Source organism: Nocardia sp. NPDC101769 (assembly GCF_044766925.1).
GTDB lineage: Bacteria > Actinomycetota > Actinomycetes > Mycobacteriales > Mycobacteriaceae > Nocardia.
Genome location: NZ_JBIWMX010000007.1, coordinates 176,116 through 198,945, shown reverse-complemented (window position 1 = coordinate 198,945; position 22,830 = coordinate 176,116). Strand labels below are relative to the sequence as shown.

23 protein-coding genes and 1 pseudogene are annotated in these 22,830 nt (G+C 67.6%); 11 read left to right on the top strand and 13 right to left on the bottom strand.

Annotated elements, in window-relative coordinates:
- Window positions 1–129: 129 nt before the first annotated feature.
- From ACIRRA_RS14700 to ACIRRA_RS14685, 4 genes are all read right to left on the bottom strand, one after another.
- Entirely contained in the window at window positions 130–720 is a 591-nt protein-coding gene (locus ACIRRA_RS14700; protein WP_402767489.1) for a VOC family protein, read from the bottom strand.
- The gene (locus tag ACIRRA_RS14695; RefSeq protein WP_402767487.1) at window positions 720–2,747 is read right to left on the bottom strand and encodes an FAD-dependent oxidoreductase; all 2,028 of its coding nucleotides are present in this window, start codon (window positions 2,745–2,747) and stop codon (window positions 720–722) included. The genes ACIRRA_RS14700 and ACIRRA_RS14695 overlap by 1 nt, the downstream gene beginning before the upstream one ends.
- Window positions 2,744–3,322, bottom strand: coding sequence for a PadR family transcriptional regulator (locus tag ACIRRA_RS14690; protein WP_402767485.1), 579 nt, complete (start codon window positions 3,320–3,322; stop codon window positions 2,744–2,746). Before ACIRRA_RS14690 ends, ACIRRA_RS14695 begins: the two co-directional genes overlap by 4 nt.
- Window positions 3,323–3,493: 171 nt before the next feature.
- Window positions 3,494–3,928 (bottom strand): flavodoxin family protein, encoded by a 435-nt coding sequence (locus ACIRRA_RS14685; protein ID WP_402767484.1) that lies wholly within the window; start codon window positions 3,926–3,928, stop codon window positions 3,494–3,496.
- Between the two features lie 475 nt (window positions 3,929–4,403).
- Here ACIRRA_RS14685 and ACIRRA_RS14680 point away from each other — a divergent pair, with 475 nt between their 5' ends.
- Window positions 4,404–4,607, top strand: a complete 204-nt coding sequence (locus ACIRRA_RS14680) for a cold-shock protein (RefSeq protein ID WP_402767483.1) — start codon at window positions 4,404–4,406, stop codon at window positions 4,605–4,607.
- A gap of 109 nt (window positions 4,608–4,716) precedes the next feature.
- On the opposite strand, the gene ACIRRA_RS14675 is transcribed toward ACIRRA_RS14680, so the two are convergent.
- Window positions 4,717–5,460 (bottom strand): hypothetical protein, encoded by a 744-nt coding sequence (locus ACIRRA_RS14675; protein ID WP_402767481.1) that lies wholly within the window; start codon window positions 5,458–5,460, stop codon window positions 4,717–4,719.
- A 2-nt stretch (window positions 5,461–5,462) separates the two neighbouring features.
- A complete protein-coding gene (locus ACIRRA_RS14670; RefSeq protein ID WP_402767479.1) occupies window positions 5,463–6,404 on the bottom strand; it encodes an ABC transporter ATP-binding protein in 942 nt (313 codons plus the stop codon).
- A 108-nt stretch (window positions 6,405–6,512) separates the two neighbouring features.
- Here ACIRRA_RS14670 and ACIRRA_RS14665 point away from each other — a divergent pair, with 108 nt between their 5' ends.
- Together ACIRRA_RS14665 and ACIRRA_RS14660 are read left to right on the top strand one after the other, a co-directional pair.
- Window positions 6,513–7,685 (top strand): sensor histidine kinase, encoded by a 1,173-nt coding sequence (locus tag ACIRRA_RS14665; protein WP_402767477.1) that lies wholly within the window; start codon window positions 6,513–6,515, stop codon window positions 7,683–7,685.
- A gap of 4 nt (window positions 7,686–7,689) precedes the next feature.
- Entirely contained in the window at window positions 7,690–8,337 is a 648-nt protein-coding gene (locus tag ACIRRA_RS14660) for a response regulator (protein WP_402767475.1), read from the top strand.
- Between the two features lie 24 nt (window positions 8,338–8,361).
- On the opposite strand, the gene ACIRRA_RS14655 is transcribed toward ACIRRA_RS14660, so the two are convergent.
- Window positions 8,362–9,786 (bottom strand): MFS transporter, encoded by a 1,425-nt coding sequence (locus tag ACIRRA_RS14655; protein ID WP_402767474.1) that lies wholly within the window; start codon window positions 9,784–9,786, stop codon window positions 8,362–8,364.
- Window positions 9,787–9,987: 201 nt separating this feature from the next.
- Here ACIRRA_RS14655 and ACIRRA_RS14650 point away from each other — a divergent pair.
- The 4 genes and pseudogenes from ACIRRA_RS14650 to ACIRRA_RS14635 all read left to right on the top strand — a co-directional run.
- Window positions 9,988–10,113, top strand: a pseudogene (locus tag ACIRRA_RS14650) (transcriptional regulator); the annotation flags it as partial.
- 251 nt (window positions 10,114–10,364) lie between these two features.
- On the top strand, window positions 10,365–10,844 hold the full coding sequence (locus ACIRRA_RS14645) for a hypothetical protein (protein ID WP_402767472.1): 480 nt from the start codon (window positions 10,365–10,367) through the stop codon (window positions 10,842–10,844).
- Between the two features lie 265 nt (window positions 10,845–11,109).
- Complete coding sequence (locus ACIRRA_RS14640; RefSeq protein ID WP_402767470.1) at window positions 11,110–12,093, top strand: helix-turn-helix transcriptional regulator; 984 nt, start codon at window positions 11,110–11,112, stop codon at window positions 12,091–12,093.
- A gap of 100 nt (window positions 12,094–12,193) precedes the next feature.
- Window positions 12,194–13,528 (top strand): MFS transporter, encoded by a 1,335-nt coding sequence (locus ACIRRA_RS14635; protein WP_402767468.1) that lies wholly within the window; start codon window positions 12,194–12,196, stop codon window positions 13,526–13,528.
- 45 nt (window positions 13,529–13,573) lie between these two features.
- Here the strand turns inward: ACIRRA_RS14635 and ACIRRA_RS14630 are convergent, their stop codons facing one another.
- A complete protein-coding gene (locus ACIRRA_RS14630) occupies window positions 13,574–14,185 on the bottom strand; it encodes a TetR family transcriptional regulator (protein ID WP_402767467.1) in 612 nt (203 codons plus the stop codon).
- A gap of 221 nt (window positions 14,186–14,406) precedes the next feature.
- Here ACIRRA_RS14630 and ACIRRA_RS14625 point away from each other — a divergent pair, with 221 nt between their 5' ends.
- The 3 genes from ACIRRA_RS14625 to ACIRRA_RS14615 are packed head-to-tail and all read left to right on the top strand — an operon-like array spanning window position 14,407 to window position 16,992.
- Complete coding sequence (locus ACIRRA_RS14625; RefSeq protein ID WP_402767465.1) at window positions 14,407–15,474, top strand: ferredoxin reductase; 1,068 nt, start codon at window positions 14,407–14,409, stop codon at window positions 15,472–15,474.
- A 30-nt stretch (window positions 15,475–15,504) separates the two neighbouring features.
- A complete protein-coding gene (locus ACIRRA_RS14620; RefSeq protein WP_402767463.1) occupies window positions 15,505–16,653 on the top strand; it encodes a fatty acid desaturase family protein in 1,149 nt (382 codons plus the stop codon).
- A complete protein-coding gene (locus ACIRRA_RS14615) occupies window positions 16,654–16,992 on the top strand; it encodes a hypothetical protein (RefSeq protein WP_402767461.1) in 339 nt (112 codons plus the stop codon).
- A gap of 6 nt (window positions 16,993–16,998) precedes the next feature.
- Here the strand turns inward: ACIRRA_RS14615 and ACIRRA_RS14610 are convergent, their stop codons facing one another.
- Window positions 16,999–17,598, bottom strand: a complete 600-nt coding sequence (locus ACIRRA_RS14610; RefSeq protein ID WP_402767459.1) for a DUF4254 domain-containing protein — start codon at window positions 17,596–17,598, stop codon at window positions 16,999–17,001.
- A 411-nt stretch (window positions 17,599–18,009) separates the two neighbouring features.
- Between ACIRRA_RS14610 and ACIRRA_RS14605 the strand changes: the two genes are divergently transcribed.
- Entirely contained in the window at window positions 18,010–18,381 is a 372-nt protein-coding gene (locus tag ACIRRA_RS14605) for a hypothetical protein (RefSeq protein ID WP_402767457.1), read from the top strand.
- Window positions 18,382–18,721: 340 nt separating this feature from the next.
- Here the strand turns inward: ACIRRA_RS14605 and ACIRRA_RS14600 are convergent, their stop codons facing one another.
- From ACIRRA_RS14600 to ACIRRA_RS14585, 4 genes are read right to left on the bottom strand one after another with little or no spacing between them, the layout of a single operon-like run.
- Complete coding sequence (locus ACIRRA_RS14600; protein ID WP_357009750.1) at window positions 18,722–19,282, bottom strand: ATP/GTP-binding protein; 561 nt, start codon at window positions 19,280–19,282, stop codon at window positions 18,722–18,724.
- Window positions 19,283–19,298: 16 nt separating this feature from the next.
- Entirely contained in the window at window positions 19,299–19,736 is a 438-nt protein-coding gene (locus ACIRRA_RS14595) for a DUF742 domain-containing protein (protein ID WP_402767455.1), read from the bottom strand.
- Window positions 19,733–20,161 carry a roadblock/LC7 domain-containing protein gene (locus ACIRRA_RS14590; protein WP_354834451.1) on the bottom strand — a complete coding sequence of 143 codons (429 nt, stop codon included), beginning with the start codon at window positions 20,159–20,161 and terminating at the stop codon, window positions 19,733–19,735. The genes ACIRRA_RS14595 and ACIRRA_RS14590 overlap by 4 nt, the downstream gene beginning before the upstream one ends.
- Window positions 20,162–20,172: 11 nt before the next feature.
- The gene (locus tag ACIRRA_RS14585; protein ID WP_402767453.1) at window positions 20,173–22,668 is read right to left on the bottom strand and encodes a nitrate- and nitrite sensing domain-containing protein; all 2,496 of its coding nucleotides are present in this window, start codon (window positions 22,666–22,668) and stop codon (window positions 20,173–20,175) included.
- Window positions 22,669–22,830: the final 162 nt, after the last annotated feature.

Genomic DNA, 22,830 nt, shown 5'->3' with positions numbered 1-22,830 from the left:
TTCTCCCCCAGGATCGTTGAGGCAAGTGCTCCGCGATCATGGCAGGGTGGTACGACATCTCCGACCATCTGAATCGGTTGGTGTATAGGTCATTTCGATTCGGGCGGGAAATGTCGTCCCGTGACCCGGTCATTTCTGGGGCTTGGGCTCCATGAAGGCAATGCCCCACTTCAGGTGACCGTGCCAGACGCTGGCTATGCGGCCGCCCTGGACGGCGGGTTTGGGGTCACCGATGGGGCCGCCCGCGGCGCGGACGGCGGCGACGGTGGCGTCCAGGTCGGGGGACAGGAAGGCGACGCCGGTCAGGGCGGGCGCGCGGCCGGAGGTCACCGCTTCGATGAACGGTTCGCCGACCCGGTAGAAGGCCATTTCGGGGCCTTCCGGGCCGCGCGGGAAGAAGCGCCGGCGCGGCGGGATGCCCAGGACGGCGGTCAGATCGGTGACGGCGTCGTCCAGATCGGGCACCCAGTAGACGACGTGATCGACGGCGGTCACGCCATTCGGATGTGTGCGCGTGGAATCGGATTCGGGCGCCGCCGATTCCAGATAGGGAATGCCGAGTGAATCGGGGGCGGCATGGGTTTCGTCGAAGCCCCAGGCGGGCTCGCCCAGGGTGCAGGCGATGCGGCCGATCTGAATTCGGCCGCCGCTGATGGTGAAACCCAGTGCCGCCCAGGACTGCTCGTCTCCGGGCAGTCCCAGGCGGGTGAGGTTCGGCATTACAGGGCCGCCGCCAGGCGGGTGCCCTGGTTGATGGCACGCTTGGCGTCGAGTTCGGCGGCCAGGTCGGCGCCGCCGATGAGGTGCACCTTCACGCCCGCGTTCTGCAGCGGCTCGTGCAGGTCGCGCACGGATTCCTGGCCGGCGCACAGGATCACGTTGTCGCATTCGATGATCTGCGGGCGCTGGCGCTTCTCGCCGAAGCTGATGTGCAGGCCGCGGTCGTCGATGCGCTCGTAGTTGACGCCGCCGATCTGCTCGACGCCCTTGGCCTTGACCGCAGCCCGGTGCACCCAGCCGGTGGTCTTGCCCAGTCCCTTGCCGAAGGAGGACGACTTGCGCTGCAGCAGCACGACTTCCCGGGCGGCGGGGGAGGGCTTGGGGGTGGTGACGAAGCCGGGGACGGTGGGATCGTCGGAGACGCCCCACTCTTCCTTCCACTCGTCGAGCTTGAGGCTGGGATGTCCTTCGACGGTGAGGAATTCGCTCACATCGAAGCCGATGCCGCCGGCGCCGATGACCGCCACCTTCTTGCCCACCGGCTTGCCGTCGCGCACCAGCTCGGCGTAGGTGAGCACCTTCGGGTGATCGATGCCCGGGATATTGGGGACGCGCGGCTTCACGCCGGTGGCCAGGATGACCTCGTCGTAGCCGCCTCCGATGAGCTGCTCGGCGGTGGCTCGGGTCTCGAGATGCACACGCACACCGGTGATTTCGAGCTGCCGAGTGTAGTAGCGAAGGGTCTCGTTGAACTCTTCCTTGCCCGGGATCCGGCGGGCGATATCGAACTGCCCGCCGATCTTGTCGTCGGACTCGAACAGATCCACGTGGTGCCCGCGCTGGGCCAGGCTGACCGCGGCCGAGAGTCCGGCCGGGCCCGCGCCCACGACGGCGAACTTCCGGGTCCGGCGGGTCGGCAGCAGCTTCAGCTCGGTCTCGTGCCCGGCGCGCGGATTCAGCAGGCAGGACACGGTTTTGGCCTGGAAGGCATGGTCCAGGCAGGCCTGGTTGCAGGCGATGCAGGTATTGATCTCGTCCGGCCGAGCGTCCTGGGCCTTGCGCGCCCAGTCCGGGTCGGCGAGCAGCGGGCGGGCCAGCGACACCAGGTCGGAGTCGCCGCGGGTGAGGATCTCCTCGGCGGTTTCGGGCATATTGATCCGGTTGGACGCGCACACCGGAATGTTCACGAGGTCCTTGACCTTCGCGGTCCACTCCACGAACGCCGCACGCGGCACCGAGGTGACGATGGTGGGCACCCGGGCCTCGTGCCAGCCGATGTCGGTATTGATGATGGTGGCGCCGGCGGCCTCCACATCCTGTGCGACGGAGGCGATTTCGTCCCAGGTCTGGCCCTTCTCCACGAAGTCGGCCATGGACAGCCGGAAGACGATGATGAAGTCCGGTCCGACCGCCCTGCGCACCCGGCGCACGATCTCGCCCGCGATGCGGCGGCGGTTCTCCGGCGAGCCGCCCCACTTGTCCTTGCGCTTGTTGGTGCGCTCGGCCAGGAACTGGTTGATGAAATAGCCTTCACCACCCATGATTTCGACGCCGTCGTACCCGGCGAACTTGGCCAGGTAGGCGCAGCGCGCGTAGTCGTCGATGGTCTCCTCGACGCCCTTGGACGAGAGCGCGCGGGGCTTGAACGGGTTGATGGGGGCCTTGATGGCGGAGGCGGACACGCTGGTCGGCATGTAGGAGTAGCGGCCCGCGTGCAGGATCTGCAGCGCGATCTTGCCGCCCTCGGCGTGCACCGCCTTGGTGATGGCGCGGTGCCGGTAGGCCTCGGTCTTGTTGGTCAGCTTGGCGCCGAAGGGCAGCAGCCAGCCGGTGCGGTTAGGGGCGTAGCCGCCCGTGATGATCAGTCCGACACCGCCCTTGGCCCGCTCGGCGAAGTAGGCGGCCAGCCGGTTGGTATGCCAGGCCCGATCCTCGAGGCCGGTGTGCATGGAACCCATGACCACGCGATTGCGCAGCGTGGTGAATCCCAGGTCCAGCGGTTCGAACAGGTGCGGGTACGCGCTCATCGCTGAGAGCCTTTCGGTTCGGACGCCTGCGACCGGGCTGAGTCGCGCTTCAGGGCGTCGAGTACTTCCTCGCACCAGTCGACGATTCCTTCCTCGACGCGGATGCCGCCGCGCAGGACGAGGTACTGGTGCAGCTTGGGGCCGGTGAGCTGATCCGGTGCGGGGTAGTCCTTCTTCTCGAAGGTGCGGTACAGGTCGAGCCGATGCACGTGCTGGTCGCGGTGGCGCTGCACCTCGGCGGTGAGCGCGCCGACATCGCTGAGGGAGGCGGCTCGCAGCTTCACGCCGAGTTCGTTGCGCATGGGTTCCAGGTCGGCGGGTTCGGCGATCCAGCGGATCAGTTCGGCCCGGCCGGCGTCGGAGACGGTGTAGACCTTCTTGTCGGGGCGGCCCTCCTGTGGCACGGTCTCCGCGATGACCCAGCCCTGCTGGTCCATGCGCTTGAGCACGCGATAGATCTGCTGGTGGGTAGCGTTCCAGAAGAATCCGATGGACTTGTCGAAACGACGCGCCAGGTCGTATCCCGAGCTGGCGCGTTCGGTCAGCGATACCAGCAGCGCGTGTTCGAGGGCCATGCTGCCAGGGTAACTGAGACGAGACGTACTATGCAATTCAGTGCATAAGGTGCCGGTGTAGTGCCGACGCGAAGACCGACAGCGTCGCCCCCGAGACGCTGAACGTCTCGGGGAAGCTGGTGCAGGACCGGGCCGCCGTCGAAATCCCCGGCGGCATATTGGCTGTCGTGCTCACAGTCCGGCCGCGAATGCCCGCGCCGCCTCGAGATCACCGGCATCCGGCCGGCCCTTGTTGACGCCGCCGATCGCTCGCAGCGGAGCCCAGGTGTCGAACGCGCGAACCGAGAAGGTGTCGACCACGTCGAACCCAGCTCGCCGGACCAGCCGTGACATCGGCCACAATTGTGGCGGAAACCCACTGGTGGCGAACACGAATGCCCTGCCGCGCTCCGCTTTCGGCAGCGACCGCACGAACCCGCGCAGCCGGGGGTGGAACATCTGATTGAAAATCCCCGACCCGAAACCCACCAGGTCGTACTCCGCGAGTGAGCTCACCTCGACCTGCTCGGGCTCCAGGATGGTGGCCTTCAGCACCTCGCCCATGGCCGCGGCCACCCGCCGCGTATTGCCATGCGACACCGAAACGCACACGATCAGGGCCTTCATCACAGCGCTCCTTCGCTACCCGCATCGATCGGACATGCTCGGAGACACCACCCCGGTCTCGACCGTGACATCGAAGTGGTGTGTCGGCCGTCATAGGTCTCGCACTCTCGGACCGGTGTCGTTGTGGCGACGGCCGATTCTGGGGGGATTGTTCCGTCGAGCACTTTGAAACTATGGCATTTCATATATGCCGGGATGTTGATCCGGATCACCGGAAGTCGACGCTTTTTTTCGGTCGAGCGGGCGGGGATGCGTCGTTGTCGGTGGATCCGGGCCGGGGCGATGGTGCGGAGACCGCCGGTCAGGTGCACTGTCGTGTTGCTTCCCGTGCCGGTTGCTCGGCCCGTCGTCGTCGACGCGCGGGACGTCGCTGATCGGGGCGTTGCCGACCGGCTTGCGGGAGTGTGACATGCTGGTAGCGAGCACGGGTTGTTGATGTGATCGCCCGGCTCGCAACAGGGAGAAATAAAAAGGTATGTCGCAAGGCAGTGTGAAGTGGTTTAACGGCGAAAAGGGCTTCGGGTTCATTGCGCAGGACGGCGGCGGTCCCGACGTTTTCGTCCACTACTCCGAGATTGCCGGCTCCGGTTTCAAGACCCTCGACGAGGGCCAGCGGGTCGAGTTCGAGATCGGCCAGGGCCAGAAGGGTCCGCAGGCGCAGAACGTCCGCGCCATCTAGGAGCCGACACAACACCTAACCCGCGCCGACCGGCGCGGGTTTCGTGCTTTTTCGAGGCGTTGCGTTGTTGCTCGCGCGCTTCCGGGGCCGTTCCGGAGACTTGCCGAAGTCAGAAATCTCTGCGGCGCAGGCTTTCCCATCCGGCCCACATCGCGGCGGCCGCCCAGATGCCGGTGACGACGAGGCCGGTCCAGGGGCCGAGGGTCCCCGAGGGGTCGTGGACGAGGGCCTGTCTGCCCGCCCGGTCGAGGAGGAACTGGATGAGGCCGCCGCCGTGGGTGACGTCGCCGAGAGTGAACGACAGCAACAGGACCGCGGGGACGAGAATTCCCATGGCGGCCATGGCGTTTCGGAACACGGTCGCCAGGCCGGCAGCGAACAGGGCGATCAGTGCGAGATAGAGTGCGCAGCCGATGATCGCGCGCCACGCCGCCGGATCATCGGCCCGCACCCGCTGCGCCCCCAGCAGTGGTTGCCCGACGAAGAAACACAGCGCCGCGGTCGGCAGACCGGCCAGGAGTGTGCTCGCGCCGATCACCAGGAGGTTCGCCGAATACACCAGGCCCCGCCGCGGTACCGCCGCGAACCAGATGCGTGCTCCGTTGCTCCTGAACTGTGCTGCCGCGCAGACGGCTCCGACACAGATGGCGGCGAGCTGACCGAAATTGATGCCGTAGAACGAGATCAGCAGCGCATCGAAACCCGGTTTGCCCGCATCGTGCCTGCCGAGACTGACGGTCCCGGTCAGCGAAAATCCCACGGTGGCCGCGAACATCAGTGCGACCAGGCCGCTCAGCACCGGCAGCGATCGGGCCTTGATCCATTCGGAGCGCAGGACTGCTGTGAAAGACATTGTCACATCACCTTTTCCGGTGTCGTCGGGGTCGAAGTGGCGGACGTGAACTCGGCGGCGTCCGCCGTCAGAGCGAGGTACGCCTGCTCCAAAGTCCCCGACTCGTCGGCAAGTTCGAGGACCGGGACACCGGCTCGGACGAGCAGTGGACCGACCGTGCCGACCCGGGCCCCGTCGACATACCAGCGCCCCGAGTCGCCCGCGACCGGATCGAAGCCGGCATCGGTCAGCACGGTGCGCAACGGTTCGGGAGAGTCGGTGCGAATCCGGACCCGCGGCCGGGCATGGCGATCGATGAAGTCGTCGAGGCCGGTGTCGGCGAGGACCCTGCCACGACCCAGCACCACGAGATGGTCTGCGAAGGAAGCGGTTTCGTTCATCAGATGGCTGGAGACGAACACCGTCCGGCCCTCGTCGGCAAGGCTGCGCAGAGTGCTGCGCAGCCAGATGATGCCCTCCGGGTCGAGCCCATTGGACGGCTCGTCGAGCATCAGGACCGGCGGATCGCCCAGCAGCGCGGCGGCGATCCCGAGCCGCTGACGCATGCCCAGCGAGAACGTCTTGATCCGTTTGCCGGCCACCGTCTCGAGACCGACTGCTCCCAGCACGTCGTCCACGCGCCGCCGGGGAATCCCTTCCGCGGCGGCGAGTGCCGACAGGTGCGCGAACGCGGTCCGGCTCGAATGCATGGCGAACGGGTCGAGGAGTGCGCCGATGAGGCGCTGCGGACGGCGCGCGGCGGTGAACGGGCGACCGGCCACTGTCGCACGGCCCGAGGTCGGCCGATCCAGGCCGAGCACGAGCCGCATCGTGGTGGACTTGCCCGCGCCATTGGGACCGAGGAAACCGGTGACCCGGCCCGGCCGCACCGAGCAGGTGACCCGGTCCAGCACCCGCTTCGCGCCGTAGTCCTTGGTCAGCTCGTGAAGGTCGATGGTGGTCATGGACCTCAGCCTGGTTCCGCGTCGGGGCCGTGTCCTCCCGCTGCCGGGTGAATCGTCTCCCCAATTCGGGGGAGCCGTGACACAGGAGGCGGCTGGCACGATGAAGCCATGATCAGTTCGGCGGCGGCACGGTTTTCCGATCCGGTGACGTACTCGCGCGGGCTGCATCTGGCGCTGCCGCTCGCCGTCGCGGCACTGTGGCTGTACATCGACCGCACCCACTGGTACCTGCCCGCGGCGTTCGCGGTACCGGTCGGGCTGATCCCTGCGACACGCTTGGCGGAGGGTCTGCAGGCACAACTGTTTCTGATCCACCGCGAACACGGTGCACCACAACGTTCGATCACGGCCGCCCGTTCGGTGGACCGGTCGGATCGATGGCGGACCGTGTTGTGGCTCGAAGTCCGGCTCGGACTGAGTGCGATCCTGCTGGCAACGTGTGTGCCGGTCGTGCTGCTCACCCGGGACCTGGTGCGCGCGGCGACCGGGAGCCCACCCGCCCACGACGCCATCGTCCGAATCACGCACCCGCACTGGTGGTTCGGGCTGTTGATACCGCTGACCATCGCCCTGCTCGGCATCGTCGTCATTGGCCTGGGTGACCTGGTCACCGCCGCGGCGCGCACGCTGCTGGCGCCGTCCACGGCGCAGCGGCTGCGAGCCCTGGAGGAGAGCGCCGAGCAACTGCTGGAACACAATCGGATCGCGTGCGAACTGCACGATTCGATCGGCCACGCCCTGACCGCCGCGGTCCTGCAGGCCGGAGCCGCACGAGCGACCGGTGACCCCGAGTTCACGGAACGCGCACTGACCGCCATCGAGGACACCGGGCGGGCCGCACTGGAGGATCTGGATCGGGTCCTGCTCGTGCTGCGCGAGCCCCACCGTCCGATTCATGAAAGGCCGACCCTCTCGGACGCCGAGCGTCTGTTCGAGGCAGCCCGGTCCGCAGGTGCGACGGTCGATGCCACCGTAATCGGTCCGCTGCACCGGATTCCGGGTCCGGTCTCACGGGAGGGCTACCGAATCCTGCAGGAGGCCATCACCAATGCCATGCGTCACGCCGGGCGGGTGCCGATCGAGGTTCGGGTCCTGTCCGGGCCGGACCGGCTCGACCTCGATATCGCCAACGAGCTGATCGGCCCGATATCCGCCGGCGCCGGAACCGGGCTCCGCGGCATTCGCGAGCGTGCCGAACTGCTGGGCGGATCGGTGCGGCTCGGCGCCGACGGCGACAGGTGGCAGGTCCGAGTCGAGCTACCGATCCGGATCCGGGGGTGATCGAATGCCGGTGACAGTCCTGCTCGTCGACGACGAACCACTCGCTCGCGCGGGCCTGCGCGCGATCCTCGACGCCCAACCCGACATCGACGTGATCGGCGAGGCCGCCGACGGCGTGGCCGTCGTTTCGCTGTGCAGACAGCTGAACCCCGATGTGATCGCCATGGATGTGCGAATGCCGTTGATGGACGGCATCGAGACCACCCGCGCGATCCTGCGTTCCACCGCGCGGCCACCGAAGATCCTGGTGATCACCACGTACGAGAACGACGATTACGTCTACGCCGCCCTGCGCGCCGGCGCCGACGGGTTTCTCCTCAAACGCGCCCGCCCCGCCGAAATCGCCAACGCGGTACGGACTGTCGCAACCGGCGATTCGCTGCTGTACCCCGCGGCCGTCCGCGCGCTCGCTCACGGGCGCGGGAATCCCCGCGCCCGTGAGCAACTCGTTCGCGCCGGCCTCACCGACCGCGAGGAAACCGTCCTCCTGCTCATGACCCGCGGACTGTCCAACCGGGAAATCGCCGACCAGCTCCACATCGGACCCGAGACCGTCAAGACCCACGTCAGCGGCGTCCTGACCAAACTCGATGCCCGGGACCGCACCCAGGCGGTGATCCTGGCCTACGAATCCGGCTTCGTCGACCGCTGATTCGAATCCCGAGCGGTCGGCGGGTCAGCGAGCGGCCCTGGCCGCGAGCGCCGCGGCGACCAGGATGGCGATGCCCTCGGCGGTGGCGGTGGTGCCGACGGCGTGGGCAGCGGAGAGGGCGGTGGAACCGGCGAGGGTGAGGAACACCGAGCCGAATCCGGCCACGCCGATCACGACGCCGAGCTGGACGCAGGTGACGAGGATGCCGCTGGCGTCGGCGGCGAGGGCGAGGGGAATCTTGCTGGTGGCGCGGGCCATGAGCGGGCTGAAGGCGAGGCCGTAGCCGATGCCCATGAGGCCGAACACGGTCAGTTCGAGCGGGGCGATGTCATGGCCACTGCGCATCTGCAGGCCCATGACGATGGTGGTCAGGGCGGCGATCAGCAGGCCCGTGGGGATCATCGCGCGGTGGAAGCGGGCTGGGATGCGGGTCCAATTCAGGCTCACCAGGCCGAAGGTCACGCCATTGGGGAGGAACAGCAGCCCGGCGTGCAGGGCGCTGTAGCCGAGAGTGGACTGGAGATGGATGGTCAGGACGAAGATCCAGCCGCCGAAGGTGCACATGACCAGGAACAGGGTGGCCGCTGTGAGCACCAGGCCGGGGGCGCGCAGTACGCGGTCGGCGAAGAGCGGTTCCCCGCCGCGGCGGTGCACCCAGCGCTCGACCATCGCGAAGGCGGCGAAGCCGAAAGCGGACGCGCCCACAGTGATTCGGGTCCACAGCGGCCAATCCTGTTCGTGCCCGAGCACCAGTGGCACGACCAGCGCCAGCACCGAGGCGGTCAGGACGGCCAGCCCGGCGAGATCGAGTTTGCGGTCCACGCCGGTGGTGACGGCCGGCAGGATCCGCGGTGCGGCGGCGAGCAGTGCCAGGCCGATCGGCACATTCACCAGAAACACGCCACGCCAGCCGGTTCCGGCGATATCACTGGTCACGATGATGCCGCCGAGGATCTGGCCGACGACCATGCCACCGGAGATGACGGTCGCGTAGGCCGCCAGTGCGCGGGCCCGAGCGGGTCCGGCGAAAACCCGCTGCAGGATGGTCATCACCTGCGGCACCATGGCTGCCGATCCGACGCCCTGCAGGAACCGGAAGACGATGAGCGAGCCGGAATTCCAGGCCAGTCCGCAGGTCAGCGAGGCGAGGGTGAACAGCGCCAGCCCGGTGAGGAACATGGTGCGCTGCCCGAACCGATCACCCAGCCGCGCGCCGGTGACGAGCAGCACCGCGTACGCGATCACGTATCCGGAGACGATGAGCTGCAGCCCGGAACCGGTGGCGTGCAGGGAGGTTCGGATGGCGGGGATGGCGACGTTCACGATCGAGGCGTCCAGCACCGCCATGAACTGGCCGAGCAGGATGACGGTCAGGACTGCGAGGGGACTTCGGACGGCTACCGAGGCGGGAGCCGCCGCGGGTGGAGACTGGGTCAGGCTCTGTGTCATGGGAATCAGCGTGCGCGGCGGCCGAATCGGCTGACAGGAGTCTGTTTATACGGGTACTGGCACCACCTGGATACCCTTAGCGAATACCGTCACCATGGAGTCCTGGTGTCGGCCCCGGGCTTCAGCGGCGTCGAGACGGTCACGGAAGCGGCCGTGCGCAATGGCAATTCGTGGTCGGTGCGCAAGGCCCGGCGCGAGGAGATGTCGACCTTCCTGAAGTCGCGGCGGGCGCGCATCCGCCCGGAGGATGTCGGCCTGCCTGCGGGCGTGCGCCGGCGCACCCCGGGGCTGCGGCGCGAAGAGGTGGCGCAGCCGGCGGGGGTGACATCGTGGTTACGCACTGCTTGAAGCAAAGGTTGCGCGCGGCGTGTCCGTTGCGATTCGGTGGCAGGCCTCGGAGGGGTGCGGTAGTGCATCGGGACAGGTGTTTCGCGTGGCGGCGACCCTCGCAGGCGTAATGGAGTGGTATGTGGTTGTGCGGGGGCTTGTCACCGCCGGTCATCCGTGCCGTCCGATCATCGATGCGGATCCACGGCGTGTGGGTTGTCTGTCCGCTCGGTAAGGATCATCCTGGTTGGATGCATTTGGCGATCATGATTGTCATCGGTATGGCCATCGTGGTGTGCATCGCGATCATGGCCTGGGGTTCCGAATCTCGGCGTCTGCGTCGGGCGCGTGATCGCACTCCGGATTATGCGGACTGGAGTGCGGGACGTGCCGATTCCTCGGGTATGGAGCAATGGGTGCTCTACTCGATGTTGGCCAATCAGAACCACCATCACCATCACCATCACCATCACGACGACCAGCCTGGCGGTTCTGGTGCTGGTTACGGTGGGGTTGGTTACGGTGGGGGCGGCTATGACGGTGGTGGTTATGGCGGGGGCGGGTTCGGTGGTGGCGGTTATGACGGGGGTGGCGTCGGTGGTGGTAGCGGTTGGGTCGATGGCAGCGGTTGGGGTGGTAACGGCAGTAGCGGTTTCCTCGGTGACGGAGGTGGCTCGGCCGACGGTGGTATTTGGGGTGGTGGTACCGGTCCGGGGGGCGGTGGCTTCTGACGTTCACCGCTGGTCGGAATCGTCGTGCTTCCCGAGGCTCCGGAGCTGTATGTGCTAGCTGACGATCGAGCAGCATTGGTCAGGGAGTGATGCGGTGGTGGTTCGGTTCCCCATCCGGGTTCTGCGCCGGGGTGCCCGCCCGGGAGCGGAGCGGTAGGGCCGGTACCGAGCCGGCGCGCCGGGCTGGATCCTGATATCAGGAGCCTGCTTATACCGGTACCGGGGCCACCTGGATACCGATCGCGGTTGCCGCCACCATGGAGGCATGGTGTCAGGAGCAGGATCCCGTGAGGCGGCCGATGTCGTCACCGAGGCAGCGATGCGCAATGGCAATTCGCGGTCGGTGCGCAAGGCCCGGCGCGAGGAGATGTCGACCTTCCTGAAGTCGCGGCGGGCGCGCATCCGCCCGGAGGATGTCGGCCTGCCCGCGGGCGTGCGCCGGCGCACCCCGGGGCTGCGGCGCGAAGAGGTGGCGCAGCTGGCCGGGGTGGGGATCACCTGGTACACCTGGCTCGAGCAGGGGCGCGATATCAATTGCAGTGTGCAGGTGCTGGATGCGATCGCCCGGGCGCTGTGCCTCGACGGCGCCGAGCACGCACACCTTTACCGGCTCGCCGGCGTCCCGACAGTGCCGACGCCGATCGCCGAGGAACCGGTGCCCGAGGAGGTGCAGATCATCCTCGACCACATGCATCCGCTGCCGGCAGCCCTGTTCAGCGCCAAATACGATGTGCTGGCCTGCAATACCGCCTACGTGACGATGTATCCGATGTTCATGAGCGGCTCCCGGAACGTGCTGCGCAAGGTCTTCCTGGCCGACGAGTGCTGCACGCCCTACCCGCCCCACTCGGAGCCGGACCACCTGGCCCGCATGGTCGGCTACCTGCGGGCCGCCTACGCCCGCAACCTCGGCGACCCCGAATGGGTGGAATTCATCGACGACATGGTCTCGGCGAGCCCGCAATTCGCGGAACTCTGGGCGCGCAACGACGTCGCCCTCCCGCTGGGCCGCACCCGCGTCATCCGCAACCTCGCCGTCGGCGAACTCGAGATGTACATGACCAGCATGTCCCTGCCCTCCATCGCCGGCGCATGGATGCAGGTCTGGACGCCGTCCGACCCCGAAGCCTGGGACAAACTCCACGCCCTGCTGTCCATGACGATCGAAGAGCGCCGTCGCCCCTGGTCCGAACACGTCGAGCAGGCCCACGGCCGAACCCTCACGATCGACGACCGCGCCTGGGCGTAGCACGACAGCGCCTGGGCGTGAGCGGTTCTCGCATGTGCGTGACGCGCGGGGTGTGCGGATGTCGCGCGGGACGGGAGTGGGGTCGCCTAGTCTGCGCTGCATGAGCGAGCACTCGGGAGATGTCACCGTGGGTCAGGCGACCGGGCGGGGGACGGTGCTGGCGTGGGGGTTCTGGGACTGGGCGGGCGCGGCGTTCAATGCGGTGATCCTGACCTTCGTGTTCTCGGTGTATCTGACCGACAAGGTGGGCAAGGAGCTGCCGGGCGGGATCTCGTCCAGTGCCTGGCTCGGATGGGCGCTGGGAGCGGCGGGGCTGGTGGTGGCGGTGACCGCGCCGGTGGCCGGGCAGTGGTTCGACGCCACCGCTCGGCGCAAGCTGGCACTGGGAATGCTGACCTCGCTGACTGTGCTGGTGATGGCGGCCATGTTCTTCGTGCACGCCGACTACCACTACCTATGGCTGGGATTGGCCCTGCTGGGCGTCGGTTCGGCGACGTTCGAGCTCTCGCATGTGCCGTACTTCGCCATGCTGCGGCAGGTGTCCACGCGCGCCAATGTCGGGCGGGTGTCCGGGTTCGGCTGGGCCATGGGCTATTTCGGCGGGATCATCCTGCTGCTGATCAGTTACGCCGGCTTCATCGCGGGCAAGAACGACTACCGCGGACTGCTCGGCGTGCCGATCGAGGACGGGCTGAACATCCGCCTGGTGGCGGTGCTGGCGGCGGTCTGGTTCGCCGGATTCGCGGTGCCGCTGTTCCTGTTCGTCCCCGAGGTGCCGCGCACCGCCGCCGATCCCGGTGCGGCGGTGCGGGTCGGGTCCTTCCTGAGTTCGTACCGGGTGCTCTTCCGCGACGTCGGGGAACTGTGGCGCGTCGATCGGCGCACCGTGGCGTTCCTGCTGGCCAGCGCGGTGTTCCGGGACGGCTTGGCCGGGGTGTTCACCTTCGGCGCGATCCTGGCGGTGCGGGTGTACGGCATCGCGGACTCGGACGTGCTGCTGTTCGGTGTCGCCGCGAATGTGGTTGCGGCCCTGGGCGCGCTGGTCGGCGGCCGATTCGACGACCGCACCGGCCCGAAGGCGGTGATCGTCGCCTCGCTGGCGGGCATGATCGTGTGCGGAGCGTTCCTGCTGGTGCTGTCCGGTCCGCTCATGTTCTGGATCTTCGGTTTGGCGCTGACCGTATTCGTCGGCCCCGCACAGGCTTCCGCACGCTCGTTCCTGGCCCGGGTTTCCCCGCCCGGCCGCGAGGGCCAGCTGTTCGGGCTCTATGCCACCACGGGTCGCGCCGTATCCTTCCTGGCCCCAACGCTTTTCGGCTTCTTCGTCTGGGCGTTCGACGCTGAGCGGGCGGGAATCGTTGGCCTGCTACTGGTCCTGATCGTCGGCCTGATGCTCTTGCTGCCCGTGCGCGGAGATGATGTGCGCGGCCGCTGATTTCAGGGACGGCTCAACGCTCTGACGCCCGCCGGGCGCCCATGTCTATGAGGGACGCCACGCGCCCATGCCGAGCGCGATGAGCCGCACCTGCAGGACCGCACGCTCCACGGTCCGCGCGCTCTCCCGGGATTCGGCCATCAGGTAGTCGGCGATCCGGTCGGCGACCGTGGACACGATGAGATCCGCGGCCAGTTCCAGATCGTCGGGCGACCAGGCGTCCAGCGCCCGCACCCGGGACAGATCGACCACCAATTCCCGTTCGATGAGCTGCATTTCGATCGCGATGGCCCCGCGCAACGCGGCCGAGCCGCCGTGGCGTTCGCGAATCAGGAAGCCCCACAGGTCGCGTTTCCCGTCGACCTGGTCGAAGACGAAGCGCACGGTCTGTGCCAGTGTCGCGTTCGGGGTTCGCCGCATTTCCCTTAGCGCCAGGCGCAATTGGCGCACGCCCTCCTCGACCAGTGTGGTGCCGAGTTCGTCGAGCGAGGCGAAGTGCCGGTAGAAGGCGGTGGGCACGATGCCGGCCGAGCGTGCGATCTCACGCAGGGACAGGGCCGCGAAGCCGCGGTCCGCGGCCAGGGCGAGGGTGCCGTCGAGTAGCGCCGCGCGGGTGCGCTCCTTGCGCTCGACTCGGGTAGCTGCCTGCTCGCTCATCTCGATCACCATACATGCGTTCACATTCGTTCCATTCGCAAGATGTCGTGTGGGTCACACGAACTGCCGGTTGAACTGGAGTGGCTTCGCCCGGCACACTATCTCAGTGTACATATGTGCACCGAAATGCATCGGGATCCGGTATGACATCGAGGTCGCACCGGAGGCGCATCGACTGCGAAGAGGCGTCGCTCAGCCCGGCGACGCGACAGGAGGCTCACATGGTCGGACTACTCGACCTGGTGCAGAAGACAATGACCACCCCGCACCCGCTGGATCGCTACCTCGAGCTGGTGCGCCCGACCCTGACCCGGCGCTCGATGCGCGCGAAGATCACCCACGTGCGGCGCAGCGCGGTCGGCTCGGTCACCCTCACCCTCGAGCCCGCCCGGCAGTGGTCCGGGCATGTGGCGGGACAATACGTGCAGATCGGCGTCGTGATCGACGGCGTCCGCCACACCCGCTGCTATTCGCCGGTCAATGCCGAGGGACGCCGCGACCGGCACATCGAACTCACCGTCAAGGCCCACCCGCACGGCCTGGTCTCGAACCACCTGCACGAGAACGCGATTCCCGGCATGGTGGTGGACCTGGAACCCGCCGCCGGGGTGTTCCACCTGCCCGAGCCGCGGCCCGAGCAGATCGTGCTGATCAGCGGCGGCAGCGGCATCACGCCGGTGCTGTCCATGCTGCGCACCCTCGCCAACGAGGGGCACCGCGGCCGCATCCTGTTCCTGCATTACAACCGTTCTCCGGAATGGGTGCCGCATCGCCAGGAACTCGAGGCGATCGCCATGCAGCACAGCAATGTCCGCATCGAATTCCGCTACCCGGAGACGGTTCGTGGCCACGCCAAGTTCGGCCACGACGAGCTGGAATCGCTCGCGCCCTGGTTCCCGACCGCGCAGACCTACCTGTGCGGCCCGCCCGGCCTGATGGCCGCGGTGCGCACTGTCTACGAGGCCGAACAGCTCGGCGATCGGCTGCACAGCGAGGAGTTCACCCTCACCACCGCGGTGGTGGACCCGGCCGACGCCGAGGGCAAGGTGACCTTCTCCGACAGCGGCGTGGTCGCCGAGAACACCGGCGAAAGCCTGCTCGAGCAGGCCGAATCCGCGGGCCTGAACCCGGAGTACGGCTGCCGCATGGGCATCTGCTTCTCCTGCACGGCCGTCAAGCGCAGCGGCTGCACCCGCAATCTGCGCACCGGGGAGCTCGACGGCGACCCGGATCAGCCCATCCAGATCTGCATCAACGCCCCCGTCGGGGACGTCGACCTCGCTCTCTGACTCATTTCTGCCATCTGAACAGGAGGGATCATGGCGATCCTCACCGAAACCACCGAGGGCCCGCTGGTGCTCAGCGTCGACCAGGTCGAGGAGATCGGCCGCGAACTCGACGCGTTGCGCGCCCGCGTCACCGCGGACCTGGGCGACCGGGACCGCGAATACATCTACAAGGTCATCAAGGCCCAGCGCGGCCTGGAGATCGCCGGCCGCGGCCTGCTCTACCTGGGCTTCCTGCCGCCGTTCTGGCTGGCCGGCGTGGCCGCGCTGAGCGCGTCGAAGATTCTCGACAATATGGAGATCGGCCACAACGTCATGCACGGCCAGTGGGACTGGATGCGTGAGCCGACCCTGAATTCCCGTGTCTTCGAATGGGATACGGTCTGCCCGGGCGACCAGTGGCGGCACTCGCACAACTACATGCACCACACCTACACCAACATCCTCGATATGGACCGCGACATCGGTTACGGCATCCTGCGCGTGGACGAGGCGCAGAGCTGGAACGTGCTGCGGCTGGGCAACCCGTTCTACGCCTTCGCGCTGATGGTCGCGTTCGAGTGGGGTGTGATGGGCCACGACCTCGAGGTCGAGAACATCGTCCGGGGAAAGAAGTCCTGGCAGGAGGTCAAGACGCTGGTCAAGGGCCAGTGGCGCAAGGCCAGCAGGCAGGTGCTCAAGGACTACGTGGTCTTCCCGGCGCTGACCGGACCGCTGTTCCTGTCCACGCTGGCGGCAAACTTCACCGCCAATATCGTGCGCAACCTGTGGACGTTCTCGATCATCTTCTGTGGCCACTTCCCGACCGGCGTACAGACGTTCACCCAGGAGGAGTGCGCCGCGGAGACTCAGGGTGAGTGGTACGTGCGCCAGATGCTGGGCTCGGCCAATATCAAGGGCGGCAAGCTCTTCCACATCATGTCCGGCAACCTGTCGCACCAGATCGAGCACCACCTGTTCCCGGATCTGCCGGCCAACCGGTACCCGGAAATCGCCCCCGAGGTGAAGGCGCTGTGCGAAAAGCACGGCCTGCCCTACAACACCGGACGCTTCTCCCGGCAGATCGGCTCGGTGTGGTTGAAGCTGTTCAAGCTGGCGCTGCCGCCGTTCCTGGTCAAGAATTCAGCACAGGCCGGTGTTATCGTGATGCGCCGGGGGCAGGCGAGCGAAGTGGGCGTGTAAATGATTTCTAAATTCGAGAGCAACAAGGATCTGATCCAGGAATTGACGTCGTCGGGAGCACGACACGTCGGCAATATCGCCTCGATCATCACGGGCACCGTCGCCGAGGTGACCCGCGAGATCGGTGACTGGATCACCGACGCCATCGAGATGCGTGAAGCCGCCGCCGCTGCCGCGCAGGACGCGGCCGCGCAGCGCGGCGCGAACCTGACCGACGACCTCGACGACGAAGCCCCGGAACCCGCACCCGCACAGGATGATTCGGCGACGAACCCGGTCCACGGCGAGCGCGTCACGGGCGAGGACGTCATCGACGCCGAAGTCGTCGACCCGCGTTAGCCGGGCCTACCAGGTCGGCAGTCGCCGGCGATGCTGGGCGACCTCCGTGATCAGATCCCGATAGCCGTCGGCGAGCTCGGCGAGCCGGTACCACTGCAGGTGGGCCTCCGTGTCCACCCCGCGGCGGGGCCGGTCCTCGCTGATGCGATGCGCCACCGCGCGTCGCCGCGCGCGCCCGTCGGTCGCTTTCGAAGCCCGCACCGGCTCGGACTCGGCATTGCCCAGAGCCCGTTGTGCGGCAACCCATTTCGCGGCCATCCGGTCGATGACCGCGCCGAGGGTCTCGGTGTGCAACGAGGCCCCGGCGCGGTGCGGAATGTTCACCGCCACCCACTCGTCGATGCGGGCCACCAGCTCGGCCCGGCGCTCGTCGATCCGGTCGACACGGTGGGTGCTGTCGGCGACATCGTCGGGGGTGGCGTCGGCGGCATGCGCCGTGTCCAGGGCGCGATATCGATGCTCATGGCATCGCACCAGTTCGTGGGCTGATTCGAGGACGTCGCGATCGCGACGATCGGAGCTGACCGGTTCCCGGAAGGCGCGCAACAGCGTTGATGGCGATGGGAGCTCCGCCCCGAAACCCGCTCCGGTGTAGTCGATTGCCATGATTCCCACCCTCGGCGTCGCATGTGTGGATGCGCCAGGGCCGAGGGGGTTTCGGGGAGGGGCTCCCCTCGGCTCCGGCGCAGCCCCGCACCCGGAACGCAACAGCCCACCACCAGCGACACGGTGAAGTAACCGGGAAATCCGCGACGATGCGATGAGAAGACTGTCCGATAATGCGGGACATATTCAGGAAAGCGCGATAGTCGGAGGGGCGCAACCATCTGGCGCGTGATCGGCGAAGCTGCCTGAAAATCGTTATACAGCATTACAAGACGGTCACATGGTCGCTGCGGTTGAAGGCCGATCGACGCCTCTGCGGGCGGTGTGTGAGACAGGTTCGAGGGCGGGGCTCGACCGGGGCGAGGCTTCTCGCCGGCGGGTGCGGTTACCGAGGCTTATGAATAGCTATCCGTGCGGCGCGCCGAGGGCGCGGCGCGCCGCAGTCCGTTAGCCTCGATATTCGTGCCCGCCTATGCGTCATCGCCGGAACTGCGATTCGGTTTCATGTTCGCGCTGGAAGACCCCGAGCGAATTGCCGAAGTCGTCCGTAATCTGATTGTTCGCCGGACAGTGTCCGTGTTCCGTCTCGCCCATCTGTCCAGTGGCAACGGACCGCCCGATCGGTTTGTCGTGAACTGGGGTGCGGTGCCACAGGTCTCCGTCACGACCGCCGCGCCGGACCCCGACGAATTACGTTCCAGCGGAACGATGCTGGTCAACGCGTTTCTGGGGGAGGACGGCGAGGTGAGCCTGTATTCGGCGGGCGCGGCGCCGCCGCAGTAGGAACTGGACGGTCCTCTCTCTGTGACGGGTCACACACCCCGTCTTAGCGACCTCTCAGCTACCGGCAAGGTTCGCCTAAGTGTCGCTCGGCAGTGTGGGTCCGGTCGCCGAACGGAAATCCCGGACGGCGGCGTCCACTAGAGAGAGGTTGAAACATGATCCCGGTTATCATCCAGACTGGTTCCGCTGCGCTGAACGGCGTGCTGGACACCGGTAGTGCGGCCCTGGGTGGGCTGCTCAACACCCTGTGGACGGGATCCTTCGGCCGTTAATTCGCATTAGAGCGAAGGGTTTTCGGGCAACCGCCCCGGGTGCGTTCGCATCCGGGGCGATTTTTTTGTCAGACGGCCAGGGCGGGAGCCCGGCGGGCCTGGAGGATCTGCTCGAGCAGGGCCACCAGGACAAGTTTCACCGATTCACGGTCGCGGGCATCGCAATCCATGAGGTGGATGGTGGGGGAGAGGTCCAGCGCCTCGCGGACCTCGTCGAGCGCGAAGCGCGGTCCGGCGTCGAAGCGGTTGACCGCCACCACGAACGGGGTGCCGCGCTGCTCGAAGAAGTCCAGCACCGGGTAGCAGTCCTCGACGCGGCCGGTGTCGACCAGGATGACGCCACCGAGCGCGCCGTCGAGCAGGTCGTCCCAGAGGAATTCGAACCGCTCCTGGCCGGGAGTGCCGAAAAGGTAGAGCACCAGGCTGGAGTCGAGGGTGATGCGGCCGAAGTCGAGAGCCACAGTGGTGGTGGTCTTGCCGGTGGCCAGGCCCGGATCGTCCAGTCCCACCGACACTTCGGTCATGGCAGCTTCGGTGGCGAGCGGCTCGATCTCCGAGATCGCTCCGATGAAAGTGGTCTTGCCGACGCCGAATCCGCCGCTGGTCACGATTTTCACCGAGGAGGCCAGCGGCACGGCGGCGGGGTCAGAGGTTCCGAACAAGGTCCCGGATCCTTTCCAGAGCAGCGGTGGAGAGTTCATCGGTCCGGCCGACCGAGACGTGTCCTTCGGATACCAGATCGCTCACCAGCACCCGCGCCACCCCGATCGGAACCCGCAGGGCCGCACCTATTTCGGCGATCGAGTGCGGGCGCTGGCACAGTCGCACCACCCGCTCCAGCTCGAACCGCAGCGGCGCGGACAGCGCCGCGGGGGTGGCGCGCACCAGGGTTTCGATGCGCAGGCCGTCGACCAATGGCGTGGTCCGCCCCGAGGTCATCATGAACGGTCGCACCACCTGTTCCTCACCGTCGGCCAATCTCGTATCTCGCGTGGGTTTTTCGGACGCGGCGGCGCCGGACCAGCCGCGCGGGCGGCCGGGCGCGATCATGCGCGCGTCCGGCAGCCGATGCGAATCATTCATCGGCTCAAGGACTCCCGCAATTCGGTGATCAGGGCGGGGGTCAGCAGTGCGCCGGCGCGGTCGGCCAGCACGGCCATCTGATAGCCGACCAGGCCCACGTCGGCGCCGTTGTCGGCGATCACGCCGATGCAGCTGCCATTGCTCATGGCCGAGACCAGCAGGAATCCGCGCCCCATCTCGATCATGATCAGTCGCAGTCCGTCGAAATCGTAACTGCGCGAAGCGCTTCGGCCCAGGCTGGTGAGCCCGGACACGATGGCGGCGAGCCGGTCGCCCGCGGTCCGGTCCAGGCCCTGGGACATGGCCATGAGTAGCCCGTCGGAGGACACCGCCACAGCGTCGCGCACCCCGTCGGTGGTGCGCACGAAGTCGGCCAGCAGCCAGTTGAAAGTGTGCGGATCGGTGTCGGTGTAGTGGGTCGTCACCCGGTCTCCTCCTATGCTGTCGATCCGGGCCGGGGCGGTTCGCCGGTCTGCCCGCGCTGATGGCCGGACCGGAATCCGGCAAGCATGCTGCGTATCTCGTCGGGTGAGCGGTCCGCGACCGGCGGTGCGGTCGGCCGCGCGGCCGCCGGTTGGGCGCCGCCCGGTGTGACGCCCGGATTCTCGTGAGTCTTCCTGTTCCGCTTGACGAGACCGTTTCGCGTACGTTGCACCTCCGGGACGGCTCCCGAAACGTCGGTCACCGCGCTCGGTGAGCTCGCCGGAACCGGGCCCGCCGGGGATCCCGCCACCGGCGGCCGAATGGCGAACGAACCCGTGGTCGGCCCGCCGAAGAGACGCTCGGCGGCGGTGGCGTGCGGTGGGGTGTGCGGCGGGGTGGTCAGGGTAGGGGTGGGTAGCGGAACGAGCTTGATCGAGTGCGGGCCCGTGGGTGAGCCGTTGGCGACATCGTTGCGGGCGGGCGTCGCAAGCTGCGGGCGTTCCGTGTCGGCCGAGCCGGCGGTGTGGCCCGAGCTGTGGCGGCCCGGTTTCGGGTCCGGCATGGTGTCGACGACCGTCGGAAGCTGCGCGCCCGCAGCGTGTTTCGAATCCTCGGGCGGGGCGGGAAGTTCCGCGCCGGGGTCGCCGAGCAGATCGCCCGGCAGCAGCAGCCGGGCCACCACGCCACTGGTGGGGGACACCGTGAGCTCGACCTCGATGCCCAGGCGCCGGGCCAGGCGGCCGACCACATAGTGGCCCAGGAAGCGGGTGGGCGCGACGAGGAATTCGGCTTCGCCGCACAGACGGGCATTGGCGGTGGCGAGCTGATCGGGCGGCATGCCGACGCCGTGGTCGACGATGGCGAGCATGTAGCGCGAGCCGAGCCGACGGCCGTAGATCTCCACCTCCAGATCGGGCGGGGAGAAGGACAGCCCGTTCTCGATGAGTTCGGCCAGCATGTGCGCGACCTCGCTGACATGCGCGCCTGCGATGGAGATCTCGTCCACCCGGCGCAGCACCACCCGCCGGTAGTCATCGACCTCGGACAGGCCGGCACGGATGACGTCGGTCAGTGGAATGGGTTTCGACCAGCGGCGCGGGCTGGACTCGCCGACCAGCACCAGCAGGCTCTCGGCGTTGCGCCGCATGCGGGTGGCCAGGTGGTCGAGTTCGAAGAGGTTGGCCAGCGTGCTGGGGTCGAGCTCCTCCCGCTCGAACTCGCTGATCAGCCCGAGCTGGCGGCGCACCAGATTCTGATTGCGCCGCGCCAGGTTGGCCATGGACTCGGTGCTGTTGCGGCGCAGCCGCGCCTGCGCGGAGGCGAGTTCGTAGGCGGTGGTCTGCACCCGGTCCAGTGCCCGGGCCACGGACACGATCTCGGCGCCCGCGCTCTCGTCGGCGCGCACCGGTTCGGGCGGGTCCGGGTTCGCGCCCTCGGAGGTCTGCCAGGCTTCGATGAGCTGCGGCAGTCGTTTACCGGCCACCCGGTCGGCCTCCGCGGACAGCTCGGCCAGCGGCCGCACGATCGCCCGCACGGTGGCGACCACCAGCGCCACCTCGGCGGCGATGGCGAGCAGGGCGGCCAGCACGTAGAGGGACAGGCGCAGGGCGGCGTCGCGGCGCAGTTCGCTTGCCCGGGAGGTGATCTCGCCGCCGATATTGCGCTGGACGGTGCGTTCGCCGTCGATGATGGAGCTCATCTGGCGCCACCAGTCGGCGGGGTTGACCGATTCGGTGATCGGACCGCGCTCGGAGGCGAGGGCGATGGTCTCCGCGTCGCCCGCCCGCGCCGACTCATCGGTTCGCATCGCGGTGTAGAGCTGCGAACGCTGCTCGGGTGTGGCATCGCGTTCGAAGGCCGTCACCGCGGCCTGTTTGGCGGCTCGGATATCGAGGAACTTCACGTACTCGCCCGGTGCGAACGCGCCCGCGGCGAAGACGCCGTTGAGGAAGCCGCGTTCTTGACCGGTGAACTCCTTGACGTCGCCGAGCGCGTAGAGGCTCTGCAGCCCCCGCCACAGCCGGCTGTCGAGAGCGTGATCGAGGCCCGGCCGCGCCTGGTCCAGCGTGCCGATCGCATTGGTATAGAAGGTGAACGAGGCCGACCGGTCGGCGCGCCCGGCGTCCACATCGGCGCGCGTGGCCGTCACTCCCGAGAACTGCTGGAGCGCGGTGCGCACCAGATCGGCCCCCGGCGGCTGCTGGTCCAGGGTGGAGTTGAGTTCCTGCAACGCGCTGTCGGTGGCCAGGCGCTGATTGCCGAGCGCCGTGCGGGACGCGGTGTCGCCGCCGAGCAGTCCATTGGTGAGACCGCGTTCGCGCTGCACCTCATGGACCAGGTCCTGTACCGCCAGTGCGAGATGGACCGCCTGGGCGGTGTCTCCGGTGTCGCGGTAGTCGTTCACCTCGCGAGTGATGACGATCGTCAGCAGCGCCAGCACCAGCGCCACCGACACGATCAGAATGCGGCGCAGGCGAGCCCGGATAGTGCGTGGCCGGATCAATTCCATTGTCGGCGTGAGCTTCACGTTACCCGTTGGCAACAGTTTCGCCGGACGCACTCTCACTCGGTCTCCCGTAAATCAGCTGTCGTGCCGACCCGGGCCGGGCACATGGAGAATAGTCAGCAACGTCGCACACCCGACCTCTTGCCGCAATTCGAAACATGTCGA

Bases quoted from the DNA above. Each gene is read 5' to 3' on its own strand.
- ACIRRA_RS14700 (WP_402767489.1), bottom strand. From the start codon at position 720: ATGCCGAACCTCACCCGCCTGGGACTGCCCGGAGACGAGCAGTCCTGG.
- ACIRRA_RS14610 (WP_402767459.1), bottom strand. From the start codon at position 17,598: ATGGCAATCGACTACACCGGAGCGGGTTTCGGGGCGGAGCTCCCATCG.
- ACIRRA_RS14595 (WP_402767455.1), bottom strand. From the start codon at position 19,736: ATGAATGATTCGCATCGGCTGCCGGACGCGCGCATGATCGCGCCCGGC.
- ACIRRA_RS14635 (WP_402767468.1), top strand. From the start codon at position 12,194: ATGAGCGAGCACTCGGGAGATGTCACCGTGGGTCAGGCGACCGGGCGG.
- ACIRRA_RS14620 (WP_402767463.1), top strand. From the start codon at position 15,505: ATGGCGATCCTCACCGAAACCACCGAGGGCCCGCTGGTGCTCAGCGTC.
- ACIRRA_RS14615 (WP_402767461.1), top strand. From the start codon at position 16,654: ATGATTTCTAAATTCGAGAGCAACAAGGATCTGATCCAGGAATTGACG.
- ACIRRA_RS14660 (WP_402767475.1), top strand. From the start codon at position 7,690: ATGCCGGTGACAGTCCTGCTCGTCGACGACGAACCACTCGCTCGCGCG.
- ACIRRA_RS14655 (WP_402767474.1), bottom strand. From the start codon at position 9,786: ATGACACAGAGCCTGACCCAGTCTCCACCCGCGGCGGCTCCCGCCTCG.
- ACIRRA_RS14695 (WP_402767487.1), bottom strand. From the start codon at position 2,747: ATGAGCGCGTACCCGCACCTGTTCGAACCGCTGGACCTGGGATTCACC.
- ACIRRA_RS14670 (WP_402767479.1), bottom strand. From the start codon at position 6,404: ATGACCACCATCGACCTTCACGAGCTGACCAAGGACTACGGCGCGAAG.
- ACIRRA_RS14585 (WP_402767453.1), bottom strand. From the start codon at position 22,668: ATGGAATTGATCCGGCCACGCACTATCCGGGCTCGCCTGCGCCGCATT.
- ACIRRA_RS14690 (WP_402767485.1), bottom strand. From the start codon at position 3,322: ATGGCCCTCGAACACGCGCTGCTGGTATCGCTGACCGAACGCGCCAGC.
- ACIRRA_RS14685 (WP_402767484.1), bottom strand. From the start codon at position 3,928: ATGAAGGCCCTGATCGTGTGCGTTTCGGTGTCGCATGGCAATACGCGG.
- ACIRRA_RS14625 (WP_402767465.1), top strand. From the start codon at position 14,407: ATGGTCGGACTACTCGACCTGGTGCAGAAGACAATGACCACCCCGCAC.
- ACIRRA_RS14630 (WP_402767467.1), bottom strand. From the start codon at position 14,185: ATGAGCGAGCAGGCAGCTACCCGAGTCGAGCGCAAGGAGCGCACCCGC.
- ACIRRA_RS14680 (WP_402767483.1), top strand. From the start codon at position 4,404: ATGTCGCAAGGCAGTGTGAAGTGGTTTAACGGCGAAAAGGGCTTCGGG.
- ACIRRA_RS14645 (WP_402767472.1), top strand. From the start codon at position 10,365: ATGCATTTGGCGATCATGATTGTCATCGGTATGGCCATCGTGGTGTGC.
- ACIRRA_RS14665 (WP_402767477.1), top strand. From the start codon at position 6,513: ATGATCAGTTCGGCGGCGGCACGGTTTTCCGATCCGGTGACGTACTCG.
- ACIRRA_RS14675 (WP_402767481.1), bottom strand. From the start codon at position 5,460: ATGTCTTTCACAGCAGTCCTGCGCTCCGAATGGATCAAGGCCCGATCG.
- ACIRRA_RS14640 (WP_402767470.1), top strand. From the start codon at position 11,110: ATGGTGTCAGGAGCAGGATCCCGTGAGGCGGCCGATGTCGTCACCGAG.